This window comes from Nocardiopsis sp. M1B1 (assembly GCF_052466615.1).
In genome coordinates this window covers 3,328,332-3,343,083 of the sequence record NZ_CP196194.1, presented here as the reverse complement: position 1 = coordinate 3,343,083, position 14,752 = coordinate 3,328,332, and the positions used below count along the sequence as shown (strand labels likewise).

Sequence of the window (14,752 nt, the reverse complement as noted above, 5' to 3'; positions counted from 1 at the left end):
ACACTCCACGGATACACCGGCGTGACCGCACTGACCGCAGTACACACACCAAAGGCCGCGGCCCAGACCACCCGGTCCGAACCGCGGCCTCCAACACCGCCGCCCACTACCCCCTACTGCTGCTCACGACGCACCCGGTACAACCCGTCGATCTCCTCCGAGAACGCCCGCAGCACCGCCTCACGCCGCAACTCCCCCGACGCGTGCACCAACCCCGACTGCACCGTGAACTCCTCCGCCAACACATGAAACGACCGCACCGCCAGATGACGCGGCACACTCCGATTGGCCTCGTACACCAACCCCTGCACCTCACGCAGCAGATCACGATCCCCCGCGATCTCCTCCGCAGCCATCGCCAACGGCCGACCGTTCACCAACCGCCAGTACTCCAACTGGTCACGCACCAACGTCACCAACGCACTCGCGAACGGCCGCCCCTCCACGATCACCAACACCTGACTGATCAGCGGATGAGCACGCAACCGCGCCTCGAACTCCGCCACCAGCTCCGCGTCCCCCCGCTCCACACGCTGCTCCAGCGCCTCCGCCACCGCGGGCTCCCCGCCCCCGGCCGGATCCACCGCGGCGAAGGCGGCCGTCACCGCCAACATCTCCCCCGAGCCCTCACCGGGCTCCTGCTCCACCGCGGCCTCCAACGCGGGCGCCTCCCGCCGACGCACACCCTCCTCAGAGCCACGCCGCTCCCGCACCGGCCGCCCCTCCAGGGCACGCTCCTCAGGCCCCTCCAGCACACGGCCCTCCAACGCGGGCGCCTCATCCACCCCGCGCGCCACGAACCGCCCCGCCAACTCCTCCGTCGCCGCCTGCACCCGCAACCGGCCCGCCACACTCACGACCCCGTCCGCGTCCACCTCACCCGCGTACCCGGTCGCCAACCACCCCTCACGGAACGCGCTCCGCGAGGCCTCACCCTCACCCCAGTACCCCGAGAACACCGCACCGCCGCGCACATGGATCTCACCCTCACGCGAGACCCACACCTCACGACCCTCCAGGGCACGCCCCACCGTCCCCGGAACCCGGTCCCCCACAGCGCCGGCCGTGAACACACCCGCCGCCTCGGCCGTACCGAACGCCTGCACCACCGGAATCCCCACACCCCCGAAGAAGGAGTCCAACCGGTCCGACAGCCCACCACCCCAGCACACCGCCAGATGCACCCGGCCACCGAACAACTCCCGCACCCGCGAGAACTGCCAGTCATACATCGACCGCGACAACCGCTGCCACGCACTCCTGCGCGGCGACCGGTCGAACTGCACCGCCGACTCCACCGCCGCGTTGAACGTGCCCAACGAGTCCCACCCCGTCGAACGCGCACTCCCCCGCTCGACGTCGAAGACACCCTCCAACACCCGGGCCGAACACACCAGCACCGTCGGCTTGAACGCCTCCACCTGCCGCATCAACCCCGTCGGACCCGCCAACCCCACACGCACACGCCCCACCATGCACGCCACCAACGCGGCCAACCCCGAGATCTGCGACAACGGCAGATCCAACAACGTACTCGCCCGACCCTCAGGCAACTCCGACAACCGCGGCCACATCCGGTCCACCACATCCGCCGCCGCCGACAACAACGCCCCGTGCGACAACACCACACCCCGCGTCAGCCGCGACACCGTACTCACCGGATACAGCACCACCGCCACGTCCTCGGCCACAGCCCCGTCCCGACGAAACCGCACCGACGACGCGTCCATGTACGCACCCAGCGACACCACACCCGGCAGACCAGCGTCCATCCGCCACACCCGGCCCAGGTCCGGCAACTCACGCTGCAAACCCGACACCGTGCGCAACGACCGCTCGCCCTGCACCACCGCGGCCGCCGGACGCGTCTGCCGCACCACATGCGTCAAACGCTCCGCCGACACCGACTCCGGCAACGGCACCAGCACCGCACGCACCGACCACACGGCGAACGCCAACCGCACCCAGTCCTGGTGCGACCCCGACACCACCACGACCCGGTCGCCCTCACCCACACCGGCCGCCACCAGCCCCTTGGCGACCGCCGTCACCTCCGTGGCGAACCCGCCGGCCTTCACCCGCTCCCACCGGCCGCGCTCACCGCGCACGGAGAACACCTCCGCATGGGCCTCCTCCGTGGCCACCCCGTACACCAGGTCGCTCAGCCCGGAAAGACCCCGAGCCCACATACCAGGAGTGACACTCGGACCGCCCATACCCACTCATCCTCTTGCCGCATCGGAAGACAGGCCGGACAGGCCCACCTCAATCGGGGGATTGCGACCTACTGTGCCCATTTCCCCACCACACGGCAACCCGGAACGCAGACCCGCCACGCCCCAGCCCACCCCGCGGCCACAACCCGCCCGACCCGGCACCACACACGCAGGGCCCGGCGCCCCACTCACAGCACCGGGCCCACACCACCGAAAAACGCTCACCGCACCTTCGTGCGCACCGACCACACATACGCCAGCAACGACAGCACCGCCACCGACACCATCACCACCGCCATACTCACCAACGACGGCTCACCCGTCTCCGTCAGCCCCGCCAGCGACGCCACGCCACCGCCCAGCGCGAACTGCAACGCACCCATCAACGCCGAAGCCGTACCCGCCACAGCCGCCGGCTGCCCGTCCAGAGCCGTCACCGTCGCGTTCGGCATGATGAACCCGACACTGAGCATCATCAACGCGAGCAACGACACGACCATCCACAACTGGGCCACACCCAGCACCGCCAACACCGCCAACACACCCACCGAGGAAAGAGCCAGCACCAGCCCCATCCCCAGGCGCCGCAGCGTCTCCACACGACCCACCAGGAAACCGTTCAGCTGCGTACCCGCCATCATCCCCAGCGCGTTCACCGCGAACAGCCCCGCGTACAACTGCGGCGAGACACCGAACTCCGTCTGCGACACGAACGAGAACGCCGACACGTACGTGAACAACATCCCGAAACTGAGCCCCATCGTCAGCACGGGACCCACGAAACGCGGCTGACGCAGCAGACCACCCACCGTCGCCACCAACTGACGAGGACCCTGCCGACGACGGTCCTCAACCGGCAGGCTCTCCGGCAACCACACCAACACCAGCACGAAGCTCAGCGCCGACATCACCGCCAGCACCCAAAAACTCAACTGCCACGGACCCACCAGCAGCAACTGCGCACCCGCCAACGGAGCCAACAGCGGAGCAAGCATCATCACCAGCGCCAGACGCGAGAAGAACCGCACCGCGTCATCACCCGCGAACAGGTCACGCACCACCGCACGACCGATCACCGCACCCGCCGCACCGGCCACACCCTGCACGAACCGCAGCGCGATGAACAACGTCACGTCCGGCACGAACACGCACAGCACCGACGTCACCGTGAACAGGGCCACGCCCACCAACAGCGGACCACGACGGCCCACCGCGTCACTCAACGGCCCGATCACCAGCTGGCCCACGGCCAGACCCAGCATCATCGCCGTCAGCGTCAGCTGGATCTGCGCCTCGCTCGTCCCCAGATCCCGCGTGATCTGGGGGAACGCCGGGAGGTACATGTCGGTCGCCAACGGCCCGGTCGCCGTCAGCACACCCAGGACCAGCACCAGCAGCGCCACCGACTTGCGCGAGGGCGTCCAGCGCCCACCCGCCTCCGGCGCGGGGGCGGGGGAAGAAACCGGGACAGGGGAAGAGGACCTCTCGACCGCCTCCCGGTCAGGGACCGCGGAGGGGGAGTTCGGGGACTGCACAGGCACTCCAGTTCAGGAACGGGAAAAGCGCCGGAAGGAGGAGCCCCGCCGACGACGGACACTCCCATACCAACATCCCGACCCCGCGGATCGCCTCCTCTTTATCCCCCAGAACGCCTGTGATGTCCGTTACGGCCCGGACGGTTACCTTACGAGCCGGTCCAGCAACCGCACGACCTCGCCCTCCGGGTCCTCCGTCAAACCACCGTGAATCGGCCCCGGCTGCACGATCGTGCTCCGCGGAGCCGTCAACCACCGGAACCGCTGACCGGGGCGCTCACGACCGGCCGCACCCGCCCCCGCACCGCCACGGCACATCACCTCCACCGCCTCCAGCGCACGCCGCACACCCGCCACGTCCGCCTCAGCGTCCACCGCCAGCAACCGCCGCTCGTCCAACGCCGAACGAGCCCCCAGGAACCCCCGCTCCTGGCAGTACACGATCACCCCGGCGTTCACGCACTCACCGCGCTCCAACCGCGGCACCACCCGCAACAGCGCGTACTCGAACACCGCACGCTCACGCCGCTCACCCACACGACCGGTCGTCACCGCGTCGCTGTAACGCCTCGGGGCGCTCATACCGTCACCTCCGGCAGCCAGGAACGCTCGGCCACCCGGGCCAGCAGGTACCGCACGTACGCCTCACGCACATCCCCGGGACCGTCGAACCCGGGCTCGTCCACCAGCCACTCGTCCGGCACCAGCTCCACCACACGACGCAGCAGACCCTCGTCCACCAAGGGCGCCAGGTCCGCGTCCGCGGCGGCCAGGTCCGGCGAAGCACCCGACAGCACGTGGTCGGAGGCGTCGTAGGGGCGGTGCACGAACCGCTCGGCGTTGGCCCAGTTGTGGTGGAAGATCAGCGTCGCACCGTGGTCGATCAGGTAGGGGCGGCCGTGCCACAGCAGCATGTTCGGGTTGCGCCAGGACCGGTCCACGTTGCCGGTCAGGGCGTCGAACCACAGCACCCGCCCGGCGAACCCCCGGTCCACCTCGAAGGTCAGCGGATCGAAGCCCAGCGAACCGGGGAGGAAGTCCATCCCCAGGTTGAGCCCGCCGCTGGCCTTGAGCAGCTCCTGCACCTCGGGGTCGGGCTCGCTGCGGCCGATCACCGCGTCGAACTCCGTCGTGACCAGCTCCGGAACGGGCAGGCCCAGGGCGCGGCCCAACTCCCCCGCGACGACCTCGGCCACGAGCGTCTTGCGCCCCTGCCCCGCCCCGAGGAACTTGACCACGTACATGCCCAGGTCGTCGGCCTCGACCAACCCCGGGAGCGAACCTCCTTCGCGCAGCGGCAGCACGTACCGCGTCGCGACCACCTTTCTCAGCACGCGGACCAGCATAGGCAGCCCGCGGAGCGCCCGCGCACCGGCTCGGCGACGGACCCGCCGCTGAGCCGGACGCAGAGGCACGCGGCCTCTCGCCCCTGCGCCGCACCGGAACCGCCTCCCGGCAGCGCCACTAAAGGACGCTGAACACGTTCTAGGCGACGTCCCCGGACCGCCGCGACACGCCGAACCGCTTCCGGAAGGGAGATCAGTAGGACCGTGCGGCGTAGCCGCGCGATCTCATGTTTTTCTTGTTTTTCAGAAAAGAAACCGCCACCTGTACGACGTAGATTTATATTAGGTGCAAGGAAGGGGTCCGGTTCCGGCACCGGACCCCTTGCGCGCTTCCCGAGCCGCGTACTCCCCCCCCCCCCCCCCCCCCCCCCCCCCCCCCCCCGCTAGAGGTTGTCCTCGGGGTTGTCGCCCCACTCGCCGTCGCCCTCCCCCGGCGTGGGCATGACCGGCGTCGGCTCCGCTCCCCCTCCCTCGCCCTCCTCCTCGCCCGGGAGCGTCCCCGGCCCCTGCGGGCTCTCCGGGCTCTCCTGCGCCTCGGGGGGCTGAGCCGGACTGGGCATCTCCGGCGGCGGGAACTGGAGCATCCACCAGTACAGCAGCGACACCAGCAGCAGGATGAGCACCAGCACCAGGCCCAGTCCGCCGATCAGCCACCAGTTGCTCTCCCCCGCCGCCACGGCGCTGTCCCTGCGCCCGGCCCAGGGCGCCCACCGCACCGAGACGGGACCGCGCGAGCCCGCCCAGTGCGGCATCACCACCGGGCCGCGCGCGGCCGCCCGGCCCGAGCGCGCCGCCACCTTGAGGAAGTCCTCCGCCGCCGCGCCCGACCCGTCGTGGACCAGGGCCACCCACAGCGCCGAGCGCCCGTGCGTGCGGGCCGCGACCACGTCGGGGCTGCGGCGCACAGCCTCGGCGAACCGCTCGCGCGCGCCGCCGTCACCTGCGGCGCCGGAGTCGAGCACGGCGACGCTCACCTGGTTCCCGGACCCGTCCCTGCCCAGGTAGACCACCCCGAGGGAGGAGTCGCGCACCCGCCCCAGCAGGCGGTATCCGCCCAGTTGACGTGGATCACCCTCGTTCAGCCCCATCGTGGGAACCGCCATGTCATCCCCCTTGCCCTCCACTCCGGCCGTCCGCTTCGCCGCGTTGTGTACCGGACTGGTGCCCGCGAAACGGGTAGTGTCACCACAGGTGAGTGATCCACAACCTATCCGGTGCCCCCGCGTCGGGGCTCCCTGCTAGGAAGGCGGCACATGGCAGAGAGCGCAAACGGCTCAACGCCCTCCGCGGGCCCGGACAGCGCTCCGGGCGAACCGACCCGGCTGCTGCGCGCCGCGCTGCACGAGGTGTCCAGGGTGATCGTGGGCCAGGAGCGCATGGTGGAGCGCTCCCTCATCGCCCTGGTCGCGGGAGGGCACTGCCTGATCGAGGGCGTGCCCGGCATCGCCAAGACCCTGGCGGTGTCCACCCTGGCCAAGGTCACCGGGGGTTCGTTCGCCCGCGTGCAGTTCACCCCGGACCTGGTGCCCTCCGACATCGTCGGCACGCGCATCTACCATCCCTCCACCGAGCAGTTCGACGTGGAGCTGGGGCCGGTCTTCGCCAACTTCGTGCTCGCCGACGAGATCAACCGGGCCCCGGCCAAGGTGCAGTCGGCCCTGCTGGAGGTCATGGCCGAGCGGCAGGTGTCCCTGGGCGGGACCACCCACCCGCTCCCCTCCCCGTTCATCGTCATCGCCACACAGAACCCGGTCGAGTCCGAGGGCGTGTACCCGCTGCCCGAGGCCCAGCGCGACCGGTTCCTGATGAAGGTCAACGTCCGCCATCCGCGCGCGCACGAGGAGATGGAGATCCTGCGCCGGATGTCGACCACCCCGCCCACCGCGCACCAGGTGCTCGACCCCGTCACCCTGAGCGAGCTGCAGTCCGACGCCCAGCGCGTCCACGTCCACCAGCTCATCGCCGACTACGTGGTGCGGCTGGTCATGGCCACGCGCGAGCCGGAGAACCACCAGATGCCGGACCTGCGCCAGGTGCTGGAGATGGGGGCCAGCCCCCGCGCCACCCTGGGCCTGGTCTCGGCCGCGCGGGCCCTGGCCCTGCTGCGCGGGCGCGACTACGTGCTCCCCGACGACGTGCGGGTGCTCGCCCACGACGTCATCGCCCACCGCCTGGTGCTGACCTTCGACGCCCTGGCCGACGGGATCACCGCCGAACAGGTGGTGGACCGCATCCTGTCGACCGTGCTGGCGCCGCGGGTGATCTGGGACGAGCCGCCCAGCGGGGAGACCGCCTCCTTCGCCTCCGCGAGGTGAGCCGGTGAACGCACCCGCCATCGGTACCGACCCCCGGCTGCGCGCCGCGCTGCGCCGTCTGGACCTGCGCATCGTGCACCGCCTGGAGGGGCTGCTGCACGGTGAGCACCTCGGCCTGCGCCTGGGGCCGGGCTCGGAGGCGGCCGAGGCGCGCCTGTACCAGCCGGGCGAGGACGACGTGCGGCTCATGGACTGGTCGGTGACCGCGCGCACCGACACCCCGCACGTGCGCGACCTGGTCGCCGACCGCGAGCTGGAGAGCTGGACCCTGCTGGACCTGTCGCCGAGCATGGACTTCGGCACGGGCCTGCGCTCCAAGCACGAGGTGGCGGTCGGGGCGATGGTCGCGGCCAACCTCCTCACCCAGAAGGTGGGCGACCGCTTCGGCGCCCACTTCCTGCACCGGGGCGCGATCCGGCGCTGGCCCGCGCGGTCGGGCAAGGAGGCCCTGCTGGCGCTGCTGGCCACGGTGGCCGCGGCGCCGAAGGGGGACGAGCGCGACCCCTCGCCGCACCGGGCCACCCTGGCCGACGCCATCGGCGACCTGGTGCGGGTGCGCCGCAGGCGCGGCCTGCGGGTGGTGGTCTCCGACTTCCTGGACACCCCCGCCTTCGGCGGTGAGGTGACCTGGGAGCGGCCCCTGCGCCAGCTGGCCGCGCGCCACCAGGTGCTGGTGGTGGAGGTGGTCGACCCGCGCGAGCTGGACGTGCCCGAGGTGGGCGACGTGACGCTGCGCGATCCGCGTACGGGCATGGTGCGCGACGTGCGGCTGACGCGGGCGGTGCGCGAGCGCTACCGCCAGGCGGCCGAGGGGCAGCGCCGCGCGGTGCGCGACGCGCTGCGCCGGTGCGGGGTGCACCACCTGACGCTACGGACGGACCGGGACTGGGTACTGGATACGGCACGCTTCGTCATGCACCAGAGGCGTACCGCGCACCACCTGGCCCGCCACACCCCGGGAACGCCCCGGTGAGCGCGGCGGGCCCCACCGAGGAACCGAACGAGGGCGCGGGCGCGGACCCGCGGGACAGAGCCGAGGCACGGGGGATTGAGTCATGACCTTCCTGGAGCCCCAGAGGTTGTGGTGGCTGCTCCTCGTCGTCGTACTGGTCGCCGCGTACGTGTTCGCGCAGACCCGGCGGCGCGAGTACACGATGCGCTTCACCAACCTGGCGCTGCTGGACCAGGTGGCGCCGCACCGGCCGGACGTGCGCAGGCACGTGCCCGCGGTGCTGTTCACGGTGACGATCGGGGTGCTGATCGCCTCGATGGCGCTGCCGGCGATGCCGGTGCAGCAGCCGCGTGAGCGGGCGACGATCATGGTGGCGGTGGACGTGTCGCTGTCGATGGCGGCCAACGACATCGACCCCAACCGGCTGGAGGCGGCCAAGAAGTCGGCCCAGGGGTTCGTGGAGACGCTGCCGGACCGGTTCAACGTGGGTCTGGTGGCCTTCTCCTCGACGGCGACGGTGGTCTCCTCGCCCACCCATGACCACCAGGCGGTGATCGGGTCGATCGAGAACCTCCAGCTGGGTCCGGGCACGGCGATCGGCGAGGGGGTGTTCGCCTCGCTGGAGTCGATCAGCAGTTTCGACGAGGACGCGGACGTGGACCCGCCGCCGTCGGCGATCGTGCTGCTCTCGGACGGGGAGAACACCAGTGGCCGCGACATCTCGCAGGCCGTGGCGATGGCGGCGGAGCAGGAGGTGCCGGTCTCCACGATCGCGTTCGGCACGGGCGCGGCGATGATCGAGATCGACGGCTACCAGGTGCCCGCCGACATCGACAAGGAGGCGCTGCGCGGTCTGGCCTCGGACACCGGGGGGCACTTCTACGAGGCGGAGAGCGAGACGGAGCTGGACGAGGTCTACGAGGACATCGGCTCGTCCCTGGGCACCGAGCTGGTGCACGAGGAAATCGTCACACGTTTCGTGCTGGTGGCGATCGTCCTGGCGATGGCCACCGCGGTGACGTCACTCCTGTGGTTCCAGCGGCTCCCGTGAGCGGGAGGGGGCCCGCGGGCCCCCTCCCCCACAGGCATCGGGTGACGTGGGACACATCCCTTTAGGTGGGGTTTACACCGTTCCTGTTATGTCCACGGGTTAGCGTTGGCATGTTTTGTCCTGCCCATCACATGAGGAACGATGCCGAACACACCCGCAGTGCCGACGGCGATCTGCTTTGACCTGGACGACACCCTGATCGACGATCTCGCCGCGTCGTCCACGGGGCTCCGCGCGGTCATGGACCGGCTCGGCCACCCGGACTTCGGAGCAGCCCGCAGTCTGTGGGACGTGCAGACCGAGATCTCCTTCGGTTCCTACCTGCGCGGACGCCTGAGCCTGGAGCAGCAGCGCCGCGAGCGCATCCGGGCCCTGGCCGTCCAGGCCGGCCACGCAGACCTCGCCGACCAGCACTGCGACGAGCTGTACCGGATCTACCTGGAGGCCCACCGCTCGGCGTGGCAGGTCTTCCCCGACGCGATCCCGTCGCTGAACGCGCTGGCCTCGGCCGGATACCGCCTGGCCGTGGTGACCAACGGCATCGAGTCCCTCCAGCACGCCAAGCTCCAGTCCATGGAGCTGGCCCCCTACTTCCACGCCGTGGTGTGCACCGACACGGTCGGAACGGGCAAGCCGGACCCGCGCATCTTCCACACCGCCGCCCAGCGCCTGGGCGTGGACCCCACCGCGTGCTGGCACGTGGGGGACCAGATCCAGGCCGACGGCGTGGGCGCCGCCGCCGCGAGCATGCGCCCGATCATGATCGACCGCCGGGGCCACCAGCGCTTCGAGTCGGTGACCACCATCGCCAACCTGGACGAACTGCTGCGTCTGGTGGGCCTGCCCAGCGCGGCCCCCGCCGCCGGCTCGCTGTGACCGCCGCCTCCCCGGGCGTTCCGGGGCGGCGCGTCACCGCGCACCTGGTCGCCGCCGGTGCGCCCGCGGTGCTCGGGGCGCGCGTGCTGTTCGGCCAGGACCCCGCGGACGTGGTCCGCGGCCTGGGCGGCCTGGCCCCGGACGCTCCCCTGCGCGCGCTGGACGTGCTCACCGAGCTGGCGTCCGCGCCCGGCGGCGCCCCGCTGCACATCGACCGGGTGGTGTTCGCCGAGGCCGGGGCGGAGGTCTCCTGGCCCTCGGCCGCGGACACGGGTCTGCGGCCCTCCCCCGCCGAACTGGCCGGGGAGGAGTCCGCGCCCGGCAACGGGCTGACGCCGCTGCGCCGGTTCGCCTCCTACGGGATCGTCACCGACCCCCGCGGGAACGTGCTGCTGAGCCTGATCGCCGAGGGGTTCCCCGGCGCCGGGACCTGGCACCTGCCGGGCGGCGGCGTGGACGCGGGCGAGGACGTGCGGGCCGCGCTGCGCCGCGAGGTGGTCGAGGAGACCGGCCAGGACGGCCTGGTCGGGGAGCTGGTCACCGTGTCCAGCCACCGCCGTGAGGGCTCCGGCGGCCACGACATCTACGCGGTGTGGGCGTTCTTCCGCGTCCTGGTCTCCGACCCGGGCCCGGCCCGGGTGCTGGAGGAGAACGGATCGACCGCCGACGCGCGCTGGTTCGCCCCCGGTGAGGTCGCCGGGCTGCGGCTGTCCACCACGGCCCGGCGCGGCCTGGCCTACCTGGGCCTTTCCGGCGCGTCCTGAGCCCGCGGCCCGGCGCCGGCTCCGGCGCGTCACACCGGTGGCGCCCGGGGCGGGCCGTCAGCTCCGCGGCAGGTCCCTGACGAACACGATCCCGTCGCTGTCGGCCAGGCGGGACGGGTCGAGCGGGGCGTAGCCGAACCAGGCGGACACCCGGGGCGTGAGGCGCGCGTTGCCCGGGTCCGCGGCCAGCCGGGGCGCGTCGACCACGCAGCGCTCCTCCCCCAGGCCGTACAGGAGGCCCTCGACGGTGTCCGGGGGCGGGGTGTCCACGCCCCGGTGCCGGATGGTGCCCAGGGCCGTGGCCAGGAAGGCGTACTCGGGCCCCAGGCGGGCGCCCACGATCGCCCCGGCGCCCCACCAGTGCAGCGGCGGCCCGCCCATGCGCATCGTGCTCTCGCCGCGCTGGAGGTGGGCGTTGTGGGCGTGGACCAGCACCGGGCCCCGCTCGGCGAGGGCGAAGAGGTTGTCGGCCATCATCTGGTCGCGCAGGCCCAGCAGCCGCGTCATCCGGCTCGGCGAGATGTCGACCGTCATCCCCACGTCCTCCAGCCGCGTCATGCGCCGCGAGGAGGCGTCGGCCATCCAGAAATGGTAGCGCAGCAGGCCGGTGGCGGTGCGCGCGTACAGGCGCGCCCGGTCCCATTCCTCGCGCGAGGTCGCCGAGACCAGGCGCGGCGTGTGCGCGTCGAGCAGCGCCGCCAGGTCGTCGGCGAGCATGCGCAGCTCCCGGGCCTGGTCCGAGCGCCCCACGGACTCGGCCGGGTCCAGCATCGCGTCGGGGTTGGTCCATCGTGCGTCCTCGCCCGTCAGGCGGTCCAGCGTCCGCGCGTCGCACGGGAGCTGGTCCGCCTCCACCCAGCGCGCGAGGTAGTCGTGGAGGGCGGTCAGGGCCCGCCGGGGGCTCTGGGCGCCGGTCATCTCCAGCGGGCCGTCGAAACCGGCGAAGCGCACCTGTTCGGCGGCGGGCCTGCCGTCGTTGCGGGCGCGCATCCAGCGCACGAGTTCGCGGTTGGCCGCCGACGCGCCGAACCCATGGCTGAACCCGTGCTCCACGGCCTGGTCGAGGGTGCCCGTGCCCGAGGTGACGTACTCGTCCACGGCAAGGCCCGCCAGGCAGTCGCTCTCGACGGCGATCGTCCGGTAGCCCTCCCGTTCGACGAGCTGGCGGAAGAGGTCGTTGCGCAGGTCGAGCAGAGCGTCCTCGCCGTGGGTGGGCTCGCCCAGGGCGAGCAGTCGCGGACGGTCCGGGAGCAGCCCCATGACGGAGGCTGCCTCGAAGGTGTGTGCGGTGTCCCTGGTGACAGTGTCCATACCCTCAACGGTATCGTTGAAGTAACGGTTGAGGCTTTTTTCGGTACAGCGGCGGGGATATGGCTAAGAACCTTCAAAGCGGTGATCGGCTCAGGCCGATCGACCTGGCGCGCGGGCACAGTCTGTCCACGCAGGCGGTCAGGAACTACGAGGAGGACGGGATCCTCCCGGCGGCCGACCGCACGCGCCACGGCTACCGCACCTACACCCCGCTGCACGCCCGGGCCCTGAGCGCGTTCGTGGCCCTGCTACCCGGCCACGGCCACCAGGGAGCGGCCTCGATCATGCGGGCGGTGAACGGGGGCCGGACCGAGGAGGCGCTGCGCCTGATCGACGAGGGCCACGCCCAACTCCTGGAGGACCGGCGGACCCTGCGGGCCGTGGAGGGAGCCCTGCGCGGACTGGAGGGCGGCGCGCGGCCCCGGTCCGCCGACCCGGCCGCGTCCGGTGGACGGACCGGCTCCGGCGGGCGGGCCGGGGCGGCCGCGCCCCCACGACCGGACGAGGGGTCCGGGGCGGCGGAGCCCGGCGCCACGTTCATCGGGCCGCTGGCGGACAGGCTCGGCGTGCGGCCCGCGACGCTGCGCGCGTGGGAGCGCGCCGGGCTGGTGCGCCCGCGCCGCGATCCTCGGACGGGGTACCGCGTCTACGGCGGGGCCGACGTGCGCGACGCCCTGCTGGTCCACCAGCTCAGGCGGGGCGGTTACCTGCTGGAGCAGATCGCCCCGCTGATCGACCAGGTGCGCTCGGCCGGCGGGCTGGAGCCGTTGGAGGGCGCGCTGCGCGACTGGCGGGCGCGGCTGTCCGCGCGCGGGCGGGCGATGCTGGCCGGGGCCGCCGAACTGGAGGCGTACCTGCGCGAACGCGAAACCGTCTAGAAGCGCAGGTCGAAGCGCTCGCGCAGCCACCACAGCCCGGCTCCCGCAGCCAGGACCGCCATGCCGGTGATGACCGTGGGCAGCGGCAGGCTGCACGCCAGCACGACGCAGCCGCCCAGCCCGGTCAGCGGCACCAGCAGCGGCGGACGGGGCTCGTCGGGGCCCAGGCGCAGCGCCGAGGCGTTGGTGATGGCGTAGTACACCAGCACGCCGAAGGCGGAGAAGGCGATCGCGCCGCGCAGGTCGGTGACCAGGACCAGGGCGATGACGACGGCGCCGACCAGCAGCTCGGCGCGGTGGGGCACCCCGTGGCGCTCGTGGACCGAGGCCAGGGAGCGGGGCAGGTGCCCGTCGGCGGCCATCGCGGCGGTGGTGCGCGAGACCCCGAGGATGAGGGAGAGCAGGGCGCCCAGGCTGGCCACGGCCGCGCCCGCGACCACCACGGGGGCCAGCCAGTCGAACCCGGCCACCCGGACGGCGTCGACCATCGGGGTGTCGGTGGTGGACAGGCGCTCGCGGCCCAGCACGATCAGCAGCCCGGTGCCGATGACCAGGTAGAGCACCAGTACACCGGCCAGGGCGATGTTGACGGCGCGGGGGATCGTGGTCCGGGGGTCGCGGACCTCGCCGCCCAGGGTGGCCACCCTGGCGTATCCGGCGAAGGCGAAGAAGATCATCCCGGCGGCGCCGAGCACACCGAAGGACCCGGGCCAGGGCCCCAGTCCCTCCACCTGGGCGACGGCGGCCAGGCGACCGCTGAGGAGCATGGCCGCGCACACGGCGGCCAGGACCGCCAGGACCGCGGCCAGCAGGATCTTGATCACCATCGTGGAGCGCTGGATCCCGCGGTAGTTGAGCGCGGTGAGCGCGACCACGGTGGCCGCCGCCAGGGCCTTCTCCCAGCCGGGGAGGAGGTAGGCGCCGAAGGTCAGCGCCATGGCCGCGCAGGAGGCGGTCTTGCCGACCACGAAGGACCAGCCCGCCAGGTAGCCCCACAGCTCGCCCAGGCGCTCGCGGCCGTAGACGTAGGCGCCGCCGGACTCGGGGTGGCGGGCGGCGAGCCTGGCCGAGGAGACGGCGTTGCAGTAGGCGACGATCCCCGCGATGAGGATGGCCACGGGCAGCCAGGCGCCCGCGCCGAGCGCGGCCGGGGCGAAGACGGTGAACACCCCGGCGCCGAGCATCGCGCCCGCGCCGATGGCGACGGCGTCGACCGTGCCCAGGACGCGGGCGGGTCTGGCCTGGGGGCCGGAGGAGGAGGTGGTCAACGGGGTCTCCCTTGCGTGAGTACTCCCGGCTCGCGCCGGGCGGCAACGCTCCCTTCCCCGGACGCCTCCGGTAAAGCACAGCGGTACCTCGGGACGTGACGGCGGACCTCGTGTGCCCGGCTGGCGCACCCTCCCCCGTCGCGGCCTGACCGGACACGACGCGAGGTTCCGGCGCTTCGGGGGCCGGGGCTCGGCGGCGCCGCCGGGGCGGCGGTCGTGTCCGACTTCCGAGTGTGCCCG

The 14,752-nt window shown here is 72.3% G+C and carries 13 protein-coding genes; 6 read left to right on the top strand and 7 right to left on the bottom strand.

Features of this window, described 5'->3' with window-relative positions; genetic code table 11:
- Nucleotides 1–113: 113 nt before the first annotated feature.
- The 5 genes from ACSTA4_RS14390 to ACSTA4_RS14370 all read right to left on the bottom strand — a co-directional run bounded on the left by ACSTA4_RS14390 (nt 114) and on the right by ACSTA4_RS14370 (nt 6,200).
- Entirely contained in the window at nt 114–2,189 is a 2,076-nt protein-coding gene (locus ACSTA4_RS14390; RefSeq protein WP_444964176.1) for an AMP-binding protein, read from the bottom strand.
- A gap of 248 nt (nt 2,190–2,437) precedes the next feature.
- Complete coding sequence (locus ACSTA4_RS14385; RefSeq protein WP_444963980.1) at nt 2,438–3,751, bottom strand: multidrug effflux MFS transporter; 1,314 nt, start codon at nt 3,749–3,751, stop codon at nt 2,438–2,440.
- A 144-nt stretch (nt 3,752–3,895) separates the two neighbouring features.
- Nucleotides 3,896–4,333 carry a DUF3037 domain-containing protein gene (locus ACSTA4_RS14380; protein WP_013152991.1) on the bottom strand — a complete coding sequence of 146 codons (438 nt, stop codon included), beginning with the start codon at nt 4,331–4,333 and terminating at the stop codon, nt 3,896–3,898.
- Nucleotides 4,330–5,097 carry a HipA family kinase gene (locus tag ACSTA4_RS14375; protein WP_212639933.1) on the bottom strand — a complete coding sequence of 256 codons (768 nt, stop codon included), beginning with the start codon at nt 5,095–5,097 and terminating at the stop codon, nt 4,330–4,332. Before ACSTA4_RS14375 ends, ACSTA4_RS14380 begins: the two co-directional genes overlap by 4 nt.
- A gap of 383 nt (nt 5,098–5,480) precedes the next feature.
- The gene (locus tag ACSTA4_RS14370; RefSeq protein ID WP_444963979.1) at nt 5,481–6,200 is read right to left on the bottom strand and encodes a hypothetical protein; all 720 of its coding nucleotides are present in this window, start codon (nt 6,198–6,200) and stop codon (nt 5,481–5,483) included.
- Between the two features lie 150 nt (nt 6,201–6,350).
- Between ACSTA4_RS14370 and ACSTA4_RS14365 the strand changes: the two genes are divergently transcribed.
- The 5 genes from ACSTA4_RS14365 to ACSTA4_RS14345 all read left to right on the top strand — a co-directional run bounded on the left by ACSTA4_RS14365 (nt 6,351) and on the right by ACSTA4_RS14345 (nt 11,055).
- Nucleotides 6,351–7,412, top strand: coding sequence for an AAA family ATPase (locus ACSTA4_RS14365; protein ID WP_444963978.1), 1,062 nt, complete (start codon nt 6,351–6,353; stop codon nt 7,410–7,412).
- 4 nt (nt 7,413–7,416) lie between these two features.
- The gene (locus ACSTA4_RS14360) at nt 7,417–8,385 is read left to right on the top strand and encodes a DUF58 domain-containing protein (RefSeq protein ID WP_444963977.1); all 969 of its coding nucleotides are present in this window, start codon (nt 7,417–7,419) and stop codon (nt 8,383–8,385) included.
- Between the two features lie 82 nt (nt 8,386–8,467).
- Nucleotides 8,468–9,415, top strand: coding sequence for a VWA domain-containing protein (locus ACSTA4_RS14355; RefSeq protein WP_248770349.1), 948 nt, complete (start codon nt 8,468–8,470; stop codon nt 9,413–9,415).
- A 141-nt stretch (nt 9,416–9,556) separates the two neighbouring features.
- Nucleotides 9,557–10,291, top strand: coding sequence for an HAD family hydrolase (locus tag ACSTA4_RS14350; protein WP_248770348.1), 735 nt, complete (start codon nt 9,557–9,559; stop codon nt 10,289–10,291).
- Nucleotides 10,288–11,055 carry an NUDIX hydrolase gene (locus tag ACSTA4_RS14345; RefSeq protein WP_444963976.1) on the top strand — a complete coding sequence of 256 codons (768 nt, stop codon included), beginning with the start codon at nt 10,288–10,290 and terminating at the stop codon, nt 11,053–11,055. Before ACSTA4_RS14350 ends, ACSTA4_RS14345 begins: the two co-directional genes overlap by 4 nt.
- A gap of 57 nt (nt 11,056–11,112) precedes the next feature.
- On the opposite strand, the gene ACSTA4_RS14340 is transcribed toward ACSTA4_RS14345, so the two are convergent.
- Nucleotides 11,113–12,366, bottom strand: a complete 1,254-nt coding sequence (locus tag ACSTA4_RS14340; protein ID WP_444963975.1) for an erythromycin esterase family protein — start codon at nt 12,364–12,366, stop codon at nt 11,113–11,115.
- Nucleotides 12,367–12,425: 59 nt separating this feature from the next.
- Between ACSTA4_RS14340 and ACSTA4_RS14335 the strand changes: the two genes are divergently transcribed.
- Nucleotides 12,426–13,244: a TioE family transcriptional regulator gene (locus tag ACSTA4_RS14335; protein WP_444963974.1), complete on the top strand. Its 819-nt coding sequence runs from the start codon at nt 12,426–12,428 to the stop codon at nt 13,242–13,244.
- Here the strand turns inward: ACSTA4_RS14335 and ACSTA4_RS14330 are convergent.
- Nucleotides 13,241–14,512: an APC family permease gene (locus tag ACSTA4_RS14330; RefSeq protein ID WP_444963973.1), complete on the bottom strand. Its 1,272-nt coding sequence runs from the start codon at nt 14,510–14,512 to the stop codon at nt 13,241–13,243. The genes ACSTA4_RS14335 and ACSTA4_RS14330 overlap by 4 nt on opposite strands.
- Between the last annotated feature and the right edge of the window lie 240 nt (nt 14,513–14,752).